Origin of the sequence: Brevibacillus halotolerans, assembly GCF_026891775.1 — a bacterium.
GTDB lineage: Bacteria > Bacillota > Bacilli > Brevibacillales > Brevibacillaceae > Brevibacillus_B > Brevibacillus_B halotolerans.
Genome location: NZ_JAPTNK010000014.1, coordinates 1 through 20,706 on the forward strand (window position 1 = coordinate 1; position 20,706 = coordinate 20,706).

The following is a 20,706-nucleotide window of genomic DNA, read 5'->3' on the forward strand; positions in this document are numbered from 1 at the left end:
CGCCGCCAGCGTTCGTCCTGAGCCAGGATCAAACTCTCCATTAAAGTAGTTCTTGATCAAAGCTTCAAAACTTGCTTGGCTAGTGTTTCTATCAAACATTTTACTGTTCAGTTTTCAAAGATCATTTCAACACCACTGTTCAACCTCTTATTTCGTGTTCCTCGGTGGTACTTTTATAATATAGCATATCAGTTGTTTAGAAGTCAACACTTTTTCAAAAGTTTTTTTAGCGTGATTAAAATTCAATTTACCTTTACATAAGTGTGGCAACTGCGCAACGATTTCAAATGATATCATAATAGAATATTCTATGCAACTATATTATTTCTTTTTTTCTATTACATGAATTAACTCAGCGATAGAAGGCTTTAACCAATCCTGCTGCTCCATTCCAATTCCATCACTGTCGTCGTTTTTCACTTGAAGGCTTACCATATTCGGATGGATATTAGCACACAAAAAATATATCTGTTTATCAGGTTCCTTCAGTCCAGTAATACGCCCCAGATAGAGCCTCAGATACTCATATAAGATAGATCGATGCTGGATAGACAGGATGTCAGAGGAACTACGATAGCTTTTTCCTGTTAGCTCCTTTACATCTCGAACATCTATGCTATTAACTAATGAAGATACAAACAAGTACACCTGTCCGCTGTCAATCTGATATTGTTTACATGCTTCTCTGGCAACCTTATCAATCATTTTATACCAGGCTTTCCCACGGTACCCACCCAAATGCGGAAACAGTTTAATAGCAAACATGACCTTCCCAGCTTTTTTCCCAATAATAAAGCCCCCATCCAGTTCAAATTCTATAACTGAACTATGCTCCATCAAAAAACGCAAAAAAACCAACTGAATTTGCTTAGAAAGGCGACAGGATGATTTTCTCTTTAACGCACACTCTCTTTTAATGATCTCTTCCTCTCGATAGACAGCTACAATGCGCTGAAATAATCTCATTTCCATCGAAAGATTCATTTTGTGCTTCAGCTTTGATTGGATCGCACTCCTCTTCTCTTCATCTAAAAGCTGAAGCAATCTTTCTAAGGCCTGAGCAATCCGTTTTAATTCCATATTCTCCTGGATACTTATCATTGCCATCTCTCCTCCTTGACGGATCCTGTAATTAAGACATACTCACTTCCTCCCTATCCCTCTTACGACCTCCTCACGTACATTTCTCTTTTGATCGGAATCGATTTGCATGAACGATCTCTCTCATACGGGTGAATTTGACTTAAAATGCTGCTTTTCTCTACCATGCCCAATCTCCACGAACCACCTCATTGACAGTCTCTCTTCTGCTGGGTAGTATATCCATGAAGATGCCACTATTTACAGAATAGAACGTCTTTCCTTAGGAGGGAGTCAGTTGAGTAACTTATCCAAAAAAAAGCTGGAAGCCGAAATCAGCGAAGCTTTTATTAAATTTCAAAGAGAGCTGATTGGACGTGGCCCCCAAGAAGCCAAAACATATATCGTCAGTGACATGATCATTTCTCGCTTTAAAGGAGTCCTTACTGTAGAGGAAAAGCATTTGTCTCATCATGAAAAAGGGCGCCGCGTTGTTAAACAAATGCGCGAAATCCTACGTGAAATGTACAGTCAGGAAACGGAGGCAATTGTAGAAAGAATTACGGGCCTTAAGGTTCTTTCCAGCCACAGCGATATCAGCACCAAAATGGGTGAACGGATCGAGGTATACGTACTGGACAAAGACCTAGAAAAACACCTACAAGATAATACCTCCAGCAGTTAACAGCCTCTCCCATAAATGAACACTAAAATGTTGAAAGCACTCCTCCGTTGCTATAGAGGAGTGTTTTCATCATCTTCAGCATTATCCAACAACCAGCGATACCCTCGATGCTTAGGACTACTGATAAACACATAATGTGCCCCTAATCTCCGATACAAAGCAGCATACCGCGGCAACTGTGTCATAACATATACGCGACAAGTACCCAAACTAACGAAAAATTCAATAACTCGAAACGAATCGTTCCATTCATCAGGAAACAAGTAAACCTGTTCAAACGAAGCAAGCTTTGTTTCTTCAGGAGCAAAGCCCTGTGTAGCCACTTGGCGAAACCCTTCTTTAACCCTATCATTTCTCAGTGCTTCCCGATAAAAGGCCACAATCTGCAAGCCATCTATTAGATTTCGATCTAACTCATGCTTACTAGTGATTTGAACAAAATCACAAAAAGCTTCTCCACGGCCTACAATAAGCATACTTTTCATCCTGCTTTCGCCTCATTCATTCCAATCACTGTGTGACTGGATTATGATCCGCAACAACAAGAACATCCATATGGCGTATTTGCCTTAATAATTTTTGTACAACAGAGCCCGTTTTTATTTCTTCCCATCTCGTCCGAGCAGAATGGCCGATGATGACCTGCGTAACATTTTTACGATCCATCTGCATGACTAACTCACGAAAAATGTGTCTTCGTTCTTGTACTTGATAAATTTCAAAAGAACCACCCATGCGTTCCGTTAAATACCTAAGTTTGTCTAGTAAATCAAGCTCATCTGGAGTAAGGGGATTATGATCCTGTACATACGCAACATACCAATCTGCCTTTAACCGATAAGCAATGCGAAATCCGCGTCGTATTAATCGTCCACTGTCTTCACGTAAATTTACACAGACAAAAATAGTCTCTTGTTTTCTCCACGGCCCGCGTAACGCCCCCTTACGCTCCCAAGACTCTAAACGCTCATCCACATCATCCGCCACTTCACGTAAAGCTAATTCACGTAAAGCAATCAGATTTCCAAGCTGAAAAAAGTGATTTAGCGACTGCTCTACCTTATCTAAGGCATAGATATTGCCCTCTTTCATTCTCTCTTGTAAAGCTTTAGGAGAAATATCCACCAGCTCAATCTCATCTGCATCGTGTAAGATTCGGTCAGGGACTGTTTCCCGTATTCGAATACCTGTGATTTGTTCAACACTATCCGTTAGACTTTCTACATGCTGAATATTCATAGTTGAAATTACAGAAATGCCAGCTTGCAGGATGTGCTCGACATCTTCGTATCTTTTTAAGAACCGGCTAGTCGGAACATTGGTATGGGCTAATTCATCCACTAGAACCACTTCCGGATTGCGCCTAATAATAGCTTCAGTATCCATTTCTTCCAAATATACATTCTTATAGAGCATCACCTTCCTCGGAATAATTGTTAGCTTCCCTATTTGCTCGTGGGTTTCTTTGCGCCCATGCGTTTCCAATAATCCAATTACAACATCGATCCCGCTGTGTAACAGCTCATTCGCCTCGCGAAGCATGGTGTATGTCTTTCCCACACCTGGCGCTGCTCCAACAAAAGTTTTAAATTTACCACGTTTTATTCGCTTAATCTCCTTTTCCATCTCCTCTGTCGAAAGGCGATGAAATGGATGAGGAACAAATCCACGATGGCGTTTAGCAGGGAGAACCCGTCCCCCACTGGTTGCTGAACGATCTGCCACGATGAGGACATCTGTATTTTTGCTTTTGCGTAAAATCTTGTTAATAATCGACCCGTGCACAATTTCTTCCCATCTGCTTCGCTTGGATTGCCCCATGACAATCCGGGTAATGTTATGTTGCAAAGCGTACTGTACCATCTCTTTAGCAACATCACTATCCTTGGATAAAGAGACCTCTTCAAAGCTTGCACCCACTTTTTGGGCCAACGTAACCATTGAGCGTTTAAAGGTTGCCTCTTCCTTAGACATCATCCGTTTGTTATTACGAAAGCATGCGATAAGAAGCTCCGCACCTAAGCGTTTAGCTACTTGTTGTCCGCGACGAATCAAAATCGAACCATTCCAGTGATACTGAACAGTAACCAGGATACGCTCACTCGCTCCAGACGGGCCAAGCATCCCCTGTTGTTCACGATATCTGTCTAAATCATCATTTACTTCCCCAGCCACGAAACGTAATGCCAATTCTCTTAGCACAGCCAAATTATCATGCCGATACAAACGCTGTTGCTTTGACGTAAGCTTAGACAACGCTTCTCCTTGATCAGATGAGTGAGGTAAAATCCTTCCCTCCTGCAATCTCTTAAGAATAACTTCCGGTGGAACATCCAAAAGCTTTACCTCATCCGCTTCGGCTAACGTCTCATCCGCGACACAATCGGCTACACGAACAGGCACCCCGGTTAGTCGTTGGGCTATGCCTTTCATTCCTTCAAGTTCGTAGATATTAAGCGTAGTGATCACACTTATATTGTGTTCTAACAGATAACGAACGTCCTCGATCCGAGTACGACGTATCGCTTCGGGTCGATTCCGATGCGCTAACTCATCCACCAAGACGACCTCTGGATCACGTCTAACGATTCCTTCAACATCGAGGTCCTCTTTCAGCATGCCCTTTTCATCCCAAGCAATAGCAGGCATTACGTCGAGGCCTTCCAGTTTCTCGTAATTTTTCCCTTGGTTAATGGCACGTGAATGAATCACACCAATAACCACATCTAAGCCTTTTTTCCGGAGTCGTTGTCCTTCTAACAGCATGTGGTAGGTTTTGCCCGAGCCACTAACCGCCCCCAGAATAATTTGCAAACGACCTTTATGGATTTCCGAAATAGAGCGCAAGATTTCCTCTGGCGTTTTTCGGCGAAAATCATCCATACTACTTCACCTGATCCAGTGCCATGTTTAACTCCAATACATTTACTCGTTTTTCACCAAACAGACCCAGCGAGCGATCCTCTGTGTGGTTGCGAATGAGGTGGTTAAGCTGATCTGTAGTCAAATTCCGCAAGGCTGCAATGCGCGGCACCTGAACACGAGCCGCCTCTGGTGTAATATGCGGATCAAGTCCTGAAGCTGAGTTCGTTACTAAATCTGCCGGTATCTCGGTCTGTACAATAGTCGGATTCGCAGTCAAGAAAGCTGCTACGTCCTTTTTCATTCGTTCCACTAATGCTGGATTGGACGGAGCATAGTTATTCGAGCCTGAGCCAGCCGCGTTATACTCTATAGAAGAAACACGTCCAGAAAAGTATTTCGGGTCAGTAAATGATTGACCAATTAGCTTAGACCCTACGACCTTCCCAGCCACATCTGTAATCAAGCTTCCATTTGCCTGTGCCGGCATTAACGCCTGAGCCAGACCCGTCATGAGCAAGGGATAGATAACGCCGCAGATCAATAACAGCACGAGACTGACTCGTATATTTTTTAACATGATTACTCACCTTTTCGTTTATTAGTTTTTCTATTGCAGACCAACTACCACCAACAGCATATCCAATAGCTTAATACCGATAAAAGGAGCAATGATTCCGCCTAATCCGTACATAAACAGATTGCGGGACAAGAGCTTGGTTGCACTCATAGGTTTATATGTAACACCCTTCATCGCTAACGGTATTAACAATGGAATAATGATCGCGTTAAACAGCAATGCAGATAAAATTGCGCTTTGAGGTGTGGCCAGTTGCATGATGTTCAACGCTTGCATCTGAGGAATTGCCACCATTAGCATCGCCGGAATAATGGCAAAATACTTGGCAATATCGTTCGCGATACTAAAAGTAGTAAGAGCTCCACGAGTCATAAGAAGCTGTTTCCCTATTGCCACTACCTCGATAATTTTGGTCGGATCAGAATCCAAATCAACCATGTTCGCAGCTTCTTTCGCAGCAACGGTACCGCTATTCATCGCTAATCCCACATCGGCTTGAGCTAGTGCAGGTGCATCATTCGTCCCATCACCCGACATCGCCACCAGCTTTCCTTCCGCCTGTTCCTTGCGAATAACCGTGATCTTGTCCTCTGGTTTAGCTTCTGCAATGAAATCATCCACACCAGCTTCGCGTGCAATGGTAGCCGCCGTTAATGGATTGTCACCTGTACACATCACCGTCCTGATTCCCATCCGCCGCAGTTCCTCGAAGCGCTCGCGCATACCTGCTTTTACCGTATCCTTTAAATAAATGACGCCCAATACTTGAGTCCCATCTACCACTGCTAATGGGGTGCCTCCTTCCTTAGCCATTCGATTCGCTGTCGTGTCCAAATCGTTAGGAACTTGACCGCCTCTCTCTATAACATAGGCTTTAATGGCATCAACAGCCCCTTTTCTTACCACACGACCATCTGAAAAATTAGTTCCGCTCATCCGAGTTTCCGCTTTAAATTCCACACCTTCTGTACCTGAAATGTGCCACTCTGATTCAGGAACTCCCATTTTTTTAGCTAGTTCTACAATAGAGCGCCCCTCTGGTGTTTCGTCATGCAAGGAGCTGTGCAGAGCTGCTCGATATAGCTCTTCTTGTTTTGAACCGCCTACTGCCACAAATTCAGAGGCCATCCGGTTGCCATACGTAATTGTCCCGGTTTTATCCAAAATAATGGTATTTATATCTCCTGCCGCTTCGACCGCTTTTCCTGACATGGCAATCACATTATATTGGGTGACCCGATCCATCCCTGCAATCCCAATCGCAGATAATAATCCACCAATGGTTGTTGGTATAAGGCAGACCAACAGGGCCACCAAGGTCGCAACTGGAATCACTACATTTACATAAGAAGCAATTGGTAACAGTGTCGTACATACGATCAAAAAAATGAACGTTAAGCTTACCAAAAGAGTATTTAAAGCTAGCTCATTAGGAGTTTTTTGCCGTTTTGCTCCCTCGACCATACTGATCATTCGATCTAAGAAGGATTCCCCTGGTTCTGCCGTCACACGTACCGTAATTCGGTCGCTAACCACGCGAGTACCGCCAGTAACCGAACTAAAATCTCCACCTGCCTCCTTGATGACTGGAGCCGATTCGCCCGTAATAGCCGACTCATCGACTGATGCTACTCCCTCAATGATCTCACCATCGCTTGGGATTAGCTCATTGGTAGTAACGATAACAATATCGCCCTTGCGTAGCTCTGTGGAATTAACCACTTTTATGACTCCATTTTTTTGTAATAGATTTGCTGTCATATCCTGCTTACTTTTTTTCAAGCTATCAGCCTGTGCCTTACCACGCCCTTCCGCCAGAGCTTCAGCAAAATTCGCAAACAGGATGGTCACAAACAGAATCACGCTCACGATACTGTTGTAAAAAGCATTGGACTCGCCACCAAAGGCATTTGGCATAACACTTAAAACGAGGGTAATCACAAAACCTATTTCCACTACAAACATGACTGGATTTTTAACCATCAACCGCGGGTTAAATTTCTTAAAGGCATCAATCATTGCCTGCCAAACTATCTCCTTGGTAACCAAGGATTTTCGTTGATTACTCATAGTGAAGGACTCCTTTTTTCATTAGCGTATCGACAGCCACTCGGCAACAGGACCAAGGGCAATCACAGGGAAGAATGTTAACGCACCTACAATGAGTACCGTAGCAAGCAAGATGCTCATGAATACTGTATTATCCGTGCGGAAGGTACCAATGGTTTCCGGCACAGGTTTCTTCATCATTAGGGAGCCTGCTACCGCTAGCATTAAAACAATCGAGAAATAGCGTCCAAATAACATGACCAGGCCCGTTGAGATATTCCAGAATGGCGTATTATCAGATAGGCCCTCAAATCCCGAACCGTTATTAGCTGCTGAAGAAGTAAATTCATATACCACTTGAGAAATTCCATGGAAGCCAGCATTTGAAATCGATCTTGTTCCCAGTTCGCTAGCCAAAGCAATCGCAGATGGAGCTAGGATGATTAACGGATGAATCAAAATAGCGATCGCGATTAATTTCATCTCTTTACTTTCAATCTTGCGCCCCAAATATTCTGGTGTACGACCTACCATCAAGCCTGCTAAGAATACAGCCATAATGGCATACATCAAAATGTTCATTGTGCCGACACCATCTCCGCCAAACACACAATTTAGCATCATCTGAGCTAATGGAACCATCCCGCCAAGTGGCGTTAAGGTATCATGCATGTTGTTAACCGTTCCTGTAGTAGCCGCTGTGGTTACCGCAGTAAAAAGAGCCGACTGTGCAATACCGAAGCGAACTTCTTTCCCCTCCATGCTGCCATTCGCCTGAGACAGCCCCGCTTGAGCTAACGCTGGATTTCCATTCGATTCCGCAACATATACAATCGTCAAGAAAGTTAAAAACATCAGGAACATAGCACTAAATATCATAAGTCCTTGTTTTTTATTGCGTGTCATAGCACTAAAAGTAAACGGTAAGGAAGCCGGGATGAGAAACATACATAAGATTTCAATAACATTGGTTAAAGGTGTAGGGTTCTCAAAGGGATGTGAAGAGTTAACTCCAAAGAATCCTCCTCCGTTTGTACCAAGGTGCTTAATAGATTCCATGGAAGCCACAGGTCCACGAGCAATTTGTTGTTCCGCACCCTGTAAAGTAGTAGCAGTCACTGTTGGACTCATCGTTTGTGGCACCCCTTGAGCTACCAATAATAAAGTAACAACCACGGCCAAAGGCAATAACACGCGGGTATGTGCCCGAATCAGGTCTACGTAGAAGTTGCCAATCTGCTTTTGTCCTGTAATTCCTCTCATAAAGGCCATCACAACCGCAATACCAGTGGCAGGCGTTGTAAACATCAAATAGATAATAACCGTCATTTGGGACAGATAGGACAAGCCTGACTCTCCACTATAATGCTGTAAGTTCGTATTTGTTAAAAAGCTAGCTACTGTATTAAAGGCAAGCAGCGGTTCCATGCCATCAATCCGACTAGGATTCCCCGGCAAAAATCCCTGAAGTCTAACAATGAGATACCCAATGACAAACATGACAAGATTGCTAAGTAATACTGCTCCTGCGTACTGTTTCCATGTCATTGCTCTCACTTGAATACCAGAAGCTTTATATATAATTCGCTCGAATCCTCCGAATATTCGATCTACCTTAGTTGCCTCCCATGAAAAAGCTTGCGCCAAGTAACGACCAAATAAAATGGCTAGGATCAGCAACATTCCTAATACTGCGGCAATTTGCAACAAATCCACAACAGTTCCTCCTAACGTTTCTACAGTTACAGTTGGTACTATTAATACTTTTCAGGACGAATTAATGCATCGATGAGGTAGAGAATAACCCCTGTAACGATGATCATGAGTATAGTCACCGCTCTTCTCTCCCTTCTTCTGTTACCACTTTGTCACAGAATGCCATCGTTCCAAAAAACAGACCGAACGCTCCTGCCACCAGTAAAATCGCAACAATATCCATCCTTTTTTCCTCCTCTGCCAACTGTCTGATCAACGTTCGACAATCTGTGGTTCCCCTGTGCTCTCCCTTTCATTTGAAGTCCACCTTGGAACAAAAAATAGACCAATGCTTGCTCCTATCCAAACGGTAAAAAGAACATGATACAAACCGTAAGTCACAGCCTATCCTAGCGAAGCTTACCTATTGCCTCACCAGAGCCTGCCTACTCATTTGTTATAATGTTCAACCGTCAAAAAAGAAGCACTCATTGGTCTACCTAACGCCCAGCTAGCCATCGCTCTCTTTGCGTTCTGTCTCCCTAATCCTCTTTCGTACAGTTGTACGTATGATGTTTGAAATAAATGTAAGCAAAACAAAAAGACCTACGCTTTTTTAGCTCTGAGGGAAAAAGAAAAAACCCCTCAATAAATACAGGTGGTCTCATTGACCTCCTTCGCTTTAGCCGACGAAGTTAGCTGACGGGTAGGATGGCGAAAGAGTTACTCATCCCTTCTACATCTAGTAGAATTAACCCCAATAAAAAGTGGGTCCTCCGTTCCCGAATGCCTCGGGATTTGGCCGTTATGCTATTGGTTGCTTACGAGTCTTATTATACGTCCTTGCTTATCTTCTGTTAACAGTGATCTAGCTACAAAAACTGTCAATTTCATCTGAAATTACGCATTTCTGAGGAAACACTCTCACGTTTCCTCAGCCAATCTCATTATTTTATTTATTTTCTTTTGTTTTCTTATTTTGTACAAGCCTGTGCCTATCAACAAATTGAAAAATCTCCTCCACCTGATCAATGAAAAAAACAGGGATAGACATCTTCTGTAATGGCAGCCAGCTTACTACTGCCAGGATGTTTTGCACCTTGTCCAGCAACTCCTTGTCCTTCTCACGCCGGATTACCACGATTTTCGGATAGGACTCCCGTTTAAAGCCTTCCACTATGATCAGCTCGGCCCCTTGTTCACTCATCCTCGTGATAAGCTTAGGGAGTGGAACTGCTTGATTTTCCATCCAAGCGGTTTGTGTAGCCGATTGAATAGCTACCATAGGAGCTCCTGCCTGCCGGAAGTTCCATGTATCCTTTCCCTGCTGATCTAATTCAAAGTCATGCCCATCATGCTTAATTACACCCAGTCGTAGTCCCATTTGTGTAAATCGCTCAATTAACTTGCAAACCAATGTAGTTTTGCCTGAGTTGGAATATCCCACAAATTGAATAACAATATCTGTAGATTCCATTTGGTTTCCTTCCCTGTTCATTTGTTTTCTCCTAATGAATTTTTGCTATTCCATACTTTTTTTGCTTCTTCATAATCAGCAGGGGTATTCATATTAAACGTCGTCAGATCATCCCAGCATTCATCCGTTACTTCCTTTACAATCATCTCTTCTAACGCATGCATTACCCGGAAATCTTTCCGATCCAGAGCTGCCTTCCAAATTTCTTTGGTTTGCTGATGATAAAGCGCAAATAACGGCTGTAATCGCCCGCCCGCTTTAGCTACTACAGCATTTATATCTTTATCTAAACGATCGTTTAAATTTTCGAATAAGCGTTGTACATGCTCCGTACGTAAAAATGGCAGGTCACAGGATACAACCAAATACCACTCTTCCTGTCTTACAGACATACTCGAATAAATACCGCTGATCGGCCCATGTGAAGCTACGATATCACCTGTGATAAACACTTTTGTTCCAAGCTCATTGATGTGAGGCAATCGTTTTGGATCATTCGTGACGATCACACAGGGGCGACCCAGAGGCAAAATCTGCTCCAGCATATGTAAAATGAGTGGTTTCCCCTGCCATTCCAGTAATTCTTTGGGCTTACCCATACGGCTGCTTTGTCCCCCTGCTAAAATTACAATACATAATGAATCCACCATTTTTGATCACCCCGCTTATTTTTCATACTTCTTTCATACATTTATGGACAAATGGCAAAATAGTTATGATGCTATATTCATATGCAACCGTAATTGATATACTAAGACCGTACCTTGTAACAAGTATCACTTACAAGAGAGAAAAGTATGAAGTGAGGGAAAATCTTCATGCCTGTAGAAACGAAAACCTTCGTGGATCAAATATCCCGAGCATTTTGGGAAGATATGAAACGTATGTCGACCCTCGTTGAAAGTATTCCGGGTAAGCCGTTATTTTTTGACGGAGACCCTGCTGATTATGTTTATTTGGTAGAAAGCGGTAAGGTTCGGCTATCTAAGACAAGCACAGACGGAAAAGAATTAACCCTTCAAGTATATAATCCGGGTGAATTATTTGGGCTGTTCGGGTTATTTAATTCATCCCTGTGTTATAGCGCTACTGCCGTTGTCCTACAGCCCGGTGAATTACGAGTCATCTCTCGTGCGTCCCTAGAAGAGCTCCTTACGGCAAACGGAGCCTATTGTGTAGAGTTCCTACGTTGGATGAGTCTTGAGAACCGCCGTATGCAATCTAAGTTCCGCGATCTTTTATTAAACGGAAAAACAGGTGCGCTCTATTCAACTCTCATTCGCATGTGTAACACATACGGCCGTCAGCTTCCAAACGGTATCCTGATCGATCTATCACTGACCAATAAAGACTTAGCTCAATTTATTGGACTTACACGCGAAAGTGTTAATCGGTTATTAGGTGATTTAAAAAAACTAGATGTTATTGAGCCTCTGCCAAATGGCTACATTCTAGTAAAGGACATTCACTATTTACGGGAAAAAATATGCTGTGATGATTGTCCACCAGACATTTGCCGTTTGTAGCGCATGCTTATATTCCTTTCATTTTAATGAAAGGCACGATACACAATCAAATACAAGAAGCCTGTTGAACAACTCAACAGGCTTCTTTTTTTATTCTTCGATATCTTATTCAGCGATGTAAGACCATTTGTAATCGACGAAACCAAGTGCATCAAGCAATACGCCTTTTACTTTGTCATTTTGAATCCAGTTTTGTGTACGGTAGTAGATTGGAATTACAGGCATTTCATCCATGATGATTTGCTCTGCTTCAGCAAACAACTGTGTACGTTTCTCTGGATTTGGTTCAGAAGCCGACTTGATTAATAGCTCCTTGTATTTTGGATTTTCCCAGTTTGTATCATTGTTACCGCCTTTTTTATCACGGTACAGCTCTAGGAAGTTAATTGGATCATTGAAGTCAGCAGACCAAGCCATACGTCCGATTTGATAGTTACCTTGGTGTAGCTTATCAATGTATACTTTCCACTCGGTATTTTCTAGTTTTACATCTACGCCCAAGTTCTTTTTCCATTGGTCTTGGATGGCTTCTGCAATTTTCTTGTTACCTTCCAACGTATTAAAGGATAGTGAAATTGGAGGCAGCTTACTGATGCCTAGCTCTTTCATACCTTCATCTAACAATTTTTTAGCTGTTGCTGCATCGTTATCTTTAAAGTAGCCCTCTGGTTTAACAGCCATAGTTGGAGGCAGGATACCTAGTGCTGGTTGCTCTCCAGCTTGCGTAATGTTTTCTACAATCGCTTTACGATCTACCGCATAGGCAAAGGCTTTACGGATTTTTGCATTCGTAAACGGTGCTTTTTCTGTATTGAACTTGTACCAATAGATGGATGCAGTAGGCTTCATCTTCAAGGCACCCTCTGCTTTTTTGATAGGCACAACATCTGTTGGCAAGTCTCCAACTGGTTTACCTGCCCAATCCAAATCACCGTTGTCAAACATGGAAAGCTCTGTATTGCCATCATCAATCATGGAGAATTCAATTTTTTCCATTTTTACAGAATCTTTATCCCAGTAGTTTTCGTTCTTGGTCAACAAAATCTTACTCTTATGCTCCCAAGTATCTAGCTTGAACGGACCGTTACCCACGTGGGTTTTTGCATTTTTCGCCCAGTCAGGATTTTCGGTATCTACTTTTTGATTAATTGGATAGTATGTGTAGAAAGCTGTTAACTCCAAGAAGAATGGAGTAGGGTTTTCTAACGTAACTTCTAATGTGTTATCATTAATAGCTTTGATACCTACGTCTTCAAGTTTTCCTTTACCCTTATGGAATGCTTCTGCACCCTTAATGTAATAAAGCTGGTACGCATAGCTAGATGCTGTTTTTGGAGTAAGAACGCGTTTCCAAGCATATTCGTAGTCTTTAGCAGTAACAGGGTCACCGTTAGACCACTTTGAATCACGCAATGTGAATGTATATGTTTTTAAATCATCTGAAATTTTAATATCGGATGCAACAGAATTGTGAGGCTTACCGTCTTCACCCAAACGAGTTAGACCATCAAAGGTAGAACGAACAATTGCCCCAGAAGTAGCATCTTCTGTAAGACCAGGATCAAGCGTAGGAGGCTCAGATGCAAGGTTTAAACGAAGAGTTTGATTTCCGCTTGCTTTTGAATCTTCAGACTTTTTAGATTCGTTACCAGCCGGAGCAGCTCCGTTACCGTTACCTGTACTACAGCCCGCAAGAGCAGCACCTAATACAAGAACGGAACTCATCAACACAAATATATTTTTCTTCATAGTTGTAAATCCCCCTTTTATGTTTATAACGAAAGATATGAATAAATTTTATACTAATTTTATTTTTACGTTTTATCAAATAAAACATAATTAAACATTATTAACTCTATTAAAGTAAAAACAAAAGAGTCATTACGTAAAATATGCGTAATGACTCTTTTGTACATTTTATTTTTTTTCATATCCATTTATAACTACATCTAGTTTACCTGTACTTGGGTCAATGATTAAACCATGGATTGGCACTGATGGAGGCAGTAACGGATGATTAAGGATCATATCGACACTCTCTTTGACAGCATCAGTCACGTTATCAAAACCTCGCAACCATTTTTCCAAATTAATTCCAGCACTTTTTAATAGATGTAACGAATCTGCCGAAACCCCTCGTTCTCGCACTTTTTCTAAAAAATGCGTAGGATTAATCGCACTCATTCCACAATCGTAATGACCTACCACTATGACTTCTTCTGCTTGTAACTCATAGATAGCCACTAAGATACTTCTCATAACCGCCCCAAACGGATGCGAGACAATAGCTCCTGCTGTCTTAATAATCTTGACATCTCCATTTTTGACGTTCATTGCGTGAGGAAGAAGTTCGACCAGTCTTGTGTCCATACATGAAATGACAACCAACCGTTTATCAGGAAACTTGGTTGTTGTGAACTCCGTATATCTCTGATTTTCTACGAACTTTTTATTGTACTCTAAAATCTCTTCAAGTTTTCCCACGCTTCTTCACCTCGACTTTTCTCTCAATTTGGCCTGCCCATTTTCTTAGATGCTGTACGTATTGGTAGGTTTTTTTGTACCTTATTATTTTCGTGATTTATCTGTCCAATCCCTTTTTGTAGACAAAATAACTACAACTGCGTAACAGTTTGATAGATCAAAAAAATATTTAACGCAATAATGACACCACTTATCAGCCACGCAATAGCAGTAACCCACTTCTTATTAACAAACTCACCCATTTTAGCCTTGCTACTGGTAAACTGCACAAGAGGAACAATCGCAAAGGGGAGCTGAATCGACAAAATGACTTGACTTAGTATGAGTAATTCTGTGGTTCCTTTTTCTCCGTATAGGGCTGTAACAATCACCGTCGGAACAATCGCAATCAGACGAGTAATTAAACGTCGCAGCCACGGTGTTATGCGAAAATGAATAAAACCCTCCATGACAATCTGACCAGCCAATGTACCCGTTAAAGTAGAATTTTGGCCAGATGCTAGCAAGGCTACCCCAAACAGGATACTCGCTGCTGTTGTTCCAAGCACAGGAGTCAGCAAATAATAAGCGTCGCCAATCTCAGCTATATCTGTCATGCCAGCCTGGTGAAACGTAGAGGCTGACAAAATCAAGATAGATGCATTGATAAACAAGGCAAAGAATAAAGCAATCGTTGAGTCCAAACGAGCATATTGAATCGCTTCCCGCTTGCCAGTCTGCGTCCGTTCGAAGTCACGAGTTTGGACAATAGAGGAGTGCAGATACAGATTATGCGGCATAACAGTTGCACCAATAATCCCAATCGCGATATAGAGCATCGCAGGATTTGTTACGACTTCCGTACGCGGGATAAATCCTTGCATGATCTCGCTGATTTGAGGCTGAGCCAATAGGATCTCAACTCCGAAGCACACCCCAATGGTGCCGATCAACGCAATAACAATAGCTTCTATATAACGAAATCCTTTATTTTGTAAAAACAATACTAACAACACATCAATAGCAGTAATCAACACCCCATATAATAACGGAATGCCAAATAGCAAATTCAATGCAATTGCTGATCCAATCACCTCTGCTAAATCACAAGCTGCAATGGCGATCTCGCACAGAACCCATAAGACCATTGCTACTGGCTTGGAATAGTGATCCCGGCAAGCCTGAGCTAAGTCCCGACCTGTTACGATTCCCAGCTTTCCTGCGAGGGCTTGTAAAAACATTGCCATTATATTAGAAAGAAGAATCACCGACAATAGCGTATAACCGAACTGGGAACCTCCCGCCAAATCAGTCGCCCAGTTTCCAGGGTCCATATATCCTACAGCAACCAGATAACCCGGTCCCGCAAAAGCTAAAAATTTACGAAATTTGGACGCATTTTTGGGTACACGCATGGAACTGTGTACTTCTTGTAAGGAAGGCTGGGTAATCCCTTTTCTCCATCCTTTTCCCTGCTCTGATGCTACCGCTTCGTGATGTTGATCAGTCATTTGAGATCACTCCCTTCCCAGCTTACCTCTTTTATTTACATGTACTTGTTATACTGTCTTCCCTTTTCCCTTAACAACCGCCTTTTTTGCACTAAGGAAACTTTGTAATAATTATTATAAACACCTCATTTGAAATGTAAATAGCCCACGCCTTCATCCTATTCACAAAAAGGGATTTCTGTTTGTTGTTTCCCTAACATAAATGGGCTATACTAAAATGGGAATAAATTCTTATCACTACTTCGTATAGAAAGAAGGGGAGTGTAGCAATGAATAGAAAGAAAATCGCCGGACTATTTCTACTATTGGCTCTTATCATAAATACGTTGGCTGTCCTTACTATTGGATTTGTGGCCTATACCAGCGGAAGCGCATCATCCCAAGATATCATGAATATCTTCTTTGTCTATAACACATCTGGCGTTCCCTTTTATTTCATCCTATTTATCATTTGGATAAACAACAATGAAGGACACCATTATCAAGAATAGTCCATTTTTTCAGCGGTGAGGCCCCTACCCAAGCACTTTATTTATGGAAACATAGGATAAAGTACATCTTATTGGGAGGGATTAGACCATGAGTATTTTCAACGGATCAAACAACTTTGAAATTATCTTGGTTCTATTTATTTTATTGGTAATTATTGCTTGCTGTTGTTGCAATAGGTAGGTAATATAGATTGCAAAAGTATAACCTTGACTGATCATAGGCACACAGCAACGTCTAGAAGTGTTTTGTAACGAAAATAATCAAGCATGTTTATTTATGTATAACAAAAAATCCAGGGTACAATCACCCTGGATTTTTTACTTTGGATTGATTCATTAAGAGCCTTGTAGGCGTAGAGATGTATCTATTTCCTCGTCTCCTAATCGTTTCATAAAGCTTTGACGCCAACTAGCAGATAATGCTTCTACCTTCAAAATTTGCTTTATCGCTTGTTTATTCTTTTTATCGTGGTGCATGATTTGATTAGCAAATGCAATCGAAATGCCATCAGGATCTTTTTCAACCAATGTCATCGTGTCTTCTTGTGAAATCTCTCCCTCTTGTAAAACCCGCAGATAAAAACCCGTATAGCCTGTGTTTTGTACTTGTACCGCCAGATCAATTACATCATAGCGCTTTGCTAATTTATGACATGGCTGTCTTGGCTGAGTGACTTGTACCACAGCACCGCCAATCCGGTAAATATCCCCAATACAAACCTCATCCTCAAGCAATCCTTCTATGGTTAAGTTTTCTCCAAAGGCAGAGGCCGGCAATGCCATACCCAGTGCCTTCTCCCAATAAGGATAGTGCTCGGATGCATAAACGCATACGGCTTTATCTACCCCGCCATGATACTTCAAATCGGCTTGAGCGTCCCCCTGTAATTGGGTTTTCGAAAGATAGAGAGGCCCTGTTACTGGTTGTTTACATATGCTTGTTACTACCTCTTGTCCTTTATAAGGAAGAACTTGAGGTTGTCCTACATTTACAGAAAGAATTCTGACTTGTACCTGCGACATGGTGTTTTTCCTCCTCGGCTTTCTACTATTATCCATTATACAATGGTATGTAGCCCTACATCAGCTTGTTTTTATGTTCCGCACAGCCATGACAACGTAAACAGCACCTAACCCCCAGGTGATCGGGCCAATAGGAACAGGCCATGCAGCTAACACTAGAATCCCTTTAATCAGGAAAGGTACTGTCAGACTGAAGATCGCTAGTTTAAACGCTTGACCAAATGTTAATTCCTTTTTCTGAAGATTGCTGATAATGTATGCCAAAATACCAAGAATAAATGCAGTAAACATCGTGCTAAAAATCATGTAAATAAAGATACCTGCAAATATAGTGGCCCAGATTGTCGTTTCCTTGGTTATAAGCCAATCAATTAGTTCCGTAAATTCTTGCTTGCTTATGTCACGCAAACCAGAATTCATATAATTTGTTTCGCGTACAACAACACCCTTTTCCATAAATGTTGCCTTTACCTTCCCAAAAATAACTACATACGAACCTTTGGGATAATTCTCTGCTTTTACTTGATTGTTAGGGTCAAAGATAAACATTTTGTTAGGCGAATAAATCGGCTGATCAGTCTGCATGTTCAACACATCATCTTTAAAGGTAAAATCCGGTGTGCTGTTTAGTACAGCCTGTGCCTCTTTTAAAAACATGCTTGATGTCTGATAAAAACTAGAAAAACCAAACACGCTTATCAGTAAGGCAAGAAACAGAATAAATCCAAATACGACCCCAGCTTTCTTGTTTACAAGCTGGCCTAGGTTATTTGGCTTTAACAAACTAACTTTCAATGATTCAAACAAGATATGACCTCCCTTTTTTGCAGGTAGATTTTATTATCTCATATCCATCTGCATCAACCTCAAAAATTAAATGATGCTTACTTGTTTATATTATAGTGGAAAAACCTTTTATTCTCCTTATCCCAAGCTAAAGGTTATCTTAATTTGACTAATAGCCTTCTTCACCAAAAGAATAATCATTTCCCCATAATATGTAAATAGTAGAATTAGCTATTATAAAACATGCTTGATTTTTTGATTAAAATGTAACATCTAAGTCTTTTGTCCGTGTTACTCTAAATGTAACGTTTTGCTCAGGAAAAGAACGGAGGAGAAATCGTGTCATATACCATATTAATCGCCGATGATGAGAGAGAGATTGTTGAACTTTTAACGCTCTATCTTGAGAAGGAAGATTTTCATGTCATAGAAGTTCATAATGGAGATAGCGTTTTACCGGTTTTGGCTCAAAAGAAAGTGGATTTGGTCATCCTTGATATTATGATGCCTGGAAAAGATGGTTTTCAGCTTATTAAGGAGATCAGGCAAGCCTATAATATTCCCGTCATGTTTTTATCAGCACGCACGCAGGATCATGATGTGATCTTAGGTTTAGGGCTTGGGGCAGATGACTATATTACAAAACCGTTTAATCCTTTGGAAGTGATTGCACGGATTCAGGCTCTTCTTCGCCGTGTTCATGAATTTACCCTTACGGTGGAAGCTCCTATTAACCCAGAGGAGCAGCTTATTAAAATTGGGGAGATGATCCTAGATAAAGCGAGCTGTCTCGTCTATCGAAATGAGGAAGCTATTTCACTGACTTCTATCGAATACAAAATACTAGAACTCTTGATGGTTAATGCCGGTCAGGTTTTTACCAAAAAGAAAATTTATGAAGCGGTATGGGGCGACTTCTATGCCAATGATGATAATACCATCATGGTGCATATTAGCAAATTACGTGAAAAAATCGAGGATGATCCGAAACAACCCACTTATATAAAAACCATTCGAGGATTGGGGTATAAATTTGAAAAAATGGTTGAAGCCTAAAAAATCGCGTAGTCTCTATACCTCTCTCATCCTTGATTACTTTGTTTTTAATTTTTTTCTTTTGGTTGTTCTAATCGGACTTGCTATCTATCTTCTCAATGCTACCTTCAATCATATCGAAAGTATGGATATTGTTGATGTAAAAATTGAGGCTTCTAATTACAAGCAGGAGGATCAACGTAAGGAGCTCCTTCCGCAATTAACAAGTATTGGAGGCTGGTTGGAACACCTCAATGCCAATAAACAACTGGTTCGGGTATACGGCAACAAGCTAGATGATCATAAGTCCTATTCCGAGAATCAGTTATTCGATCTTTTGCAAAATCATGAACAACAGCCCTATTACTACTCGATGTACCAGAATACTCTTGATCCAAAAACACCGTATTTATTATTAAAGATACCCAGAAACAATATCCTTGTGTCTAAGGACTTTGAACAGATCGATATTTTCGACCCATTTGCGAAAAGCTTTATGACTTATTTAGGCATGTTTGGTTTCATCATGCTGATTTTCATTGTGCTGTATATTTACTGGACAGCTCGGCGTATTAAAGCTCCGCTGATTATTATTTTAGACGCGTTGAAAAAAATGACAGATGGAGACTATAGTACCCGTATTCACCTAAAGGCTGAGCATGAATTTGTACAAATCCGTGATACCTTTAACTATATGGCGGATGTACTGGAAGAGACACGCCGTGAAAATGAAATCCTAGAAAAGGGCAAGCAGCGGATGTTAATGGATATCTCCCATGACTTAAAAACACCAATCACCAGCATTCAGGGATATGCTAAAGCCTTAAAGGAAGGAATGGCCACGGATGAGGAACGAAAACAGCGCTACCTAGAATATATCTATCAGAAATCAATCCGGGTAAATCACCTTATTAATAATCTGTTTGAGCTACTTAAATTAGACGCTCCTGATTATCGACTGCATTTACGTTTAGAAGAGATTACAGAGTTTATCCGTGATATGGTTGTTTTGCATTATACAGAAATGCTGGATAAACAATTTCATTTGCAATTAGACATACCGGAACGAGAAATCTATCTGTATTTTGATCGGATTCAATTAACTCGTGTATTAAGTAACTTATTGGTGAATGCGATTAAGTACAATCCCGTCGGAACAACCATGCGTATATCATTGTCAGAGGAAAAGTATTATGTGGTCATTAAGATTGCGGACAATGGAATTGGAATTTCAGAAGATATTAAGGAAAATATTTTCGAACCATTTGTCCGGGCTGATTCCTCCCGTGCTAGTGAAGGAGGAACAGGTCTTGGCTTATCTATTGCTAAGCGGATCGTGACCAAGCACGGAGGTACAATCAAGCTTACGTCCACTGATACCGAAGCAACGGTTTTTATTATACGTTTACCCAAGCCGCTTGCCTAATGTCTCGAAACAAAAAA

At 41.3% G+C, this 20,706-nt stretch carries 20 protein-coding genes and 1 riboswitch; of the genes, 6 read left to right on the forward strand and 14 right to left on the reverse strand.

The genetic code is table 11. The annotated features are described in order from the left end of the window. Nucleotides 1-321 precede the first annotated feature (321 nt). Complete coding sequence (locus O0550_RS16845) at nt 322-1,101, reverse strand: hypothetical protein (protein WP_255253170.1); 780 nt, start codon at nt 1,099-1,101, stop codon at nt 322-324. A 277-nt stretch (nt 1,102-1,378) separates the two neighbouring features. On the opposite strand from O0550_RS16845, the gene O0550_RS16850 reads away from it, so the two are divergent. Continuing rightward, on the forward strand, nt 1,379-1,765 hold the full coding sequence (locus tag O0550_RS16850; protein WP_101667276.1) for a Na-translocating system protein MpsC family protein: 387 nt from the start codon (nt 1,379-1,381) through the stop codon (nt 1,763-1,765). A gap of 50 nt (nt 1,766-1,815) precedes the next feature. On the opposite strand, the gene O0550_RS16855 is transcribed toward O0550_RS16850, so the two are convergent. The 8 genes from O0550_RS16855 to mobA all read right to left on the reverse strand — a co-directional run bounded on the left by O0550_RS16855 (nt 1,816) and on the right by mobA (nt 11,078). Next, entirely contained in the window at nt 1,816-2,250 is a 435-nt protein-coding gene (locus tag O0550_RS16855; protein ID WP_258426876.1) for a hypothetical protein, read from the reverse strand. 25 nt (nt 2,251-2,275) lie between these two features. Then, a complete protein-coding gene (locus O0550_RS16860) occupies nt 2,276-4,648 on the reverse strand; it encodes a universal stress protein (protein ID WP_258426877.1) in 2,373 nt (790 codons plus the stop codon). A gap of 1 nt (nt 4,649) precedes the next feature. Then, nucleotides 4,650-5,207, reverse strand: a complete 558-nt coding sequence (gene kdpC, locus O0550_RS16865; protein WP_258426878.1) for a potassium-transporting ATPase subunit KdpC — start codon at nt 5,205-5,207, stop codon at nt 4,650-4,652. Nucleotides 5,208-5,237: 30 nt separating this feature from the next. Beyond that, nucleotides 5,238-7,277 carry a potassium-transporting ATPase subunit KdpB gene (kdpB, locus tag O0550_RS16870; RefSeq protein ID WP_258426879.1) on the reverse strand — a complete coding sequence of 680 codons (2,040 nt, stop codon included), beginning with the start codon at nt 7,275-7,277 and terminating at the stop codon, nt 5,238-5,240. Nucleotides 7,278-7,298: 21 nt separating this feature from the next. Further along, nucleotides 7,299-8,972 (reverse strand): potassium-transporting ATPase subunit KdpA, encoded by a 1,674-nt coding sequence (kdpA, locus tag O0550_RS16875; protein ID WP_309304390.1) that lies wholly within the window; start codon nt 8,970-8,972, stop codon nt 7,299-7,301. A gap of 41 nt (nt 8,973-9,013) precedes the next feature. Next, nucleotides 9,014-9,079, reverse strand: coding sequence for a potassium-transporting ATPase subunit F (locus O0550_RS24730; RefSeq protein ID WP_081476729.1), 66 nt, complete (start codon nt 9,077-9,079; stop codon nt 9,014-9,016). Nucleotides 9,080-9,620: 541 nt separating this feature from the next. After that, a riboswitch (cyclic di-AMP (ydaO/yuaA leader) is annotated at nt 9,621-9,765 on the reverse strand. A 138-nt stretch (nt 9,766-9,903) separates the two neighbouring features. Then, the gene (mobB, locus tag O0550_RS16880; RefSeq protein WP_258426880.1) at nt 9,904-10,449 is read right to left on the reverse strand and encodes a molybdopterin-guanine dinucleotide biosynthesis protein B; all 546 of its coding nucleotides are present in this window, start codon (nt 10,447-10,449) and stop codon (nt 9,904-9,906) included. Then, nucleotides 10,446-11,078: a molybdenum cofactor guanylyltransferase gene (gene mobA / locus O0550_RS16885; RefSeq protein WP_096887736.1), complete on the reverse strand. Its 633-nt coding sequence runs from the start codon at nt 11,076-11,078 to the stop codon at nt 10,446-10,448. The genes mobB and mobA overlap by 4 nt, the downstream gene beginning before the upstream one ends. 168 nt (nt 11,079-11,246) lie before the next feature. On the opposite strand from mobA, the gene O0550_RS16890 reads away from it, so the two are divergent. Beyond that, nucleotides 11,247-11,954 carry a Crp/Fnr family transcriptional regulator gene (locus tag O0550_RS16890; protein WP_003333608.1) on the forward strand — a complete coding sequence of 236 codons (708 nt, stop codon included), beginning with the start codon at nt 11,247-11,249 and terminating at the stop codon, nt 11,952-11,954. A gap of 105 nt (nt 11,955-12,059) precedes the next feature. On the opposite strand, the gene O0550_RS16895 is transcribed toward O0550_RS16890, so the two are convergent. The 3 genes from O0550_RS16895 to O0550_RS16905 all read right to left on the reverse strand — a co-directional run bounded on the left by O0550_RS16895 (nt 12,060) and on the right by O0550_RS16905 (nt 15,928). After that, nucleotides 12,060-13,703 (reverse strand): peptide ABC transporter substrate-binding protein, encoded by a 1,644-nt coding sequence (locus O0550_RS16895; RefSeq protein ID WP_101667269.1) that lies wholly within the window; start codon nt 13,701-13,703, stop codon nt 12,060-12,062. 168 nt (nt 13,704-13,871) lie between these two features. After that, nucleotides 13,872-14,438 (reverse strand): beta-class carbonic anhydrase, encoded by a 567-nt coding sequence (locus O0550_RS16900; protein WP_003343324.1) that lies wholly within the window; start codon nt 14,436-14,438, stop codon nt 13,872-13,874. Nucleotides 14,439-14,569: 131 nt separating this feature from the next. Continuing rightward, nucleotides 14,570-15,928 (reverse strand): Nramp family divalent metal transporter, encoded by a 1,359-nt coding sequence (locus O0550_RS16905; RefSeq protein WP_003333613.1) that lies wholly within the window; start codon nt 15,926-15,928, stop codon nt 14,570-14,572. 269 nt (nt 15,929-16,197) lie between these two features. On the opposite strand from O0550_RS16905, the gene O0550_RS16910 reads away from it, so the two are divergent. Together O0550_RS16910 and yjcZ are read left to right on the forward strand one after the other, a co-directional pair. After that, on the forward strand, nt 16,198-16,419 hold the full coding sequence (locus tag O0550_RS16910; protein ID WP_003333614.1) for a hypothetical protein: 222 nt from the start codon (nt 16,198-16,200) through the stop codon (nt 16,417-16,419). Between the two features lie 88 nt (nt 16,420-16,507). Then, entirely contained in the window at nt 16,508-16,600 is a 93-nt protein-coding gene (yjcZ, locus tag O0550_RS16915) for a sporulation protein YjcZ (protein ID WP_081476727.1), read from the forward strand. 155 nt (nt 16,601-16,755) lie between these two features. Here yjcZ and O0550_RS16920 read toward each other — a convergent pair whose 3' ends face one another. Both O0550_RS16920 and O0550_RS16925 read right to left on the reverse strand, forming a co-directional pair. Further along, nucleotides 16,756-17,442, reverse strand: coding sequence for an MOSC domain-containing protein (locus O0550_RS16920; RefSeq protein ID WP_003343321.1), 687 nt, complete (start codon nt 17,440-17,442; stop codon nt 16,756-16,758). 60 nt (nt 17,443-17,502) lie between these two features. Further along, nucleotides 17,503-18,249 (reverse strand): DUF1189 family protein, encoded by a 747-nt coding sequence (locus O0550_RS16925; protein ID WP_181749123.1) that lies wholly within the window; start codon nt 18,247-18,249, stop codon nt 17,503-17,505. A 318-nt stretch (nt 18,250-18,567) separates the two neighbouring features. On the opposite strand from O0550_RS16925, the gene O0550_RS16930 reads away from it, so the two are divergent. Together O0550_RS16930 and O0550_RS16935 are read left to right on the forward strand one after the other, a co-directional pair. Then, on the forward strand, nt 18,568-19,284 hold the full coding sequence (locus O0550_RS16930; RefSeq protein WP_003333617.1) for a response regulator transcription factor: 717 nt from the start codon (nt 18,568-18,570) through the stop codon (nt 19,282-19,284). Beyond that, entirely contained in the window at nt 19,262-20,689 is a 1,428-nt protein-coding gene (locus O0550_RS16935) for a sensor histidine kinase (protein WP_258426881.1), read from the forward strand. The genes O0550_RS16930 and O0550_RS16935 overlap by 23 nt, the downstream gene beginning before the upstream one ends. The last annotated feature ends 17 nt before the right edge of the window (nt 20,690-20,706 follow it).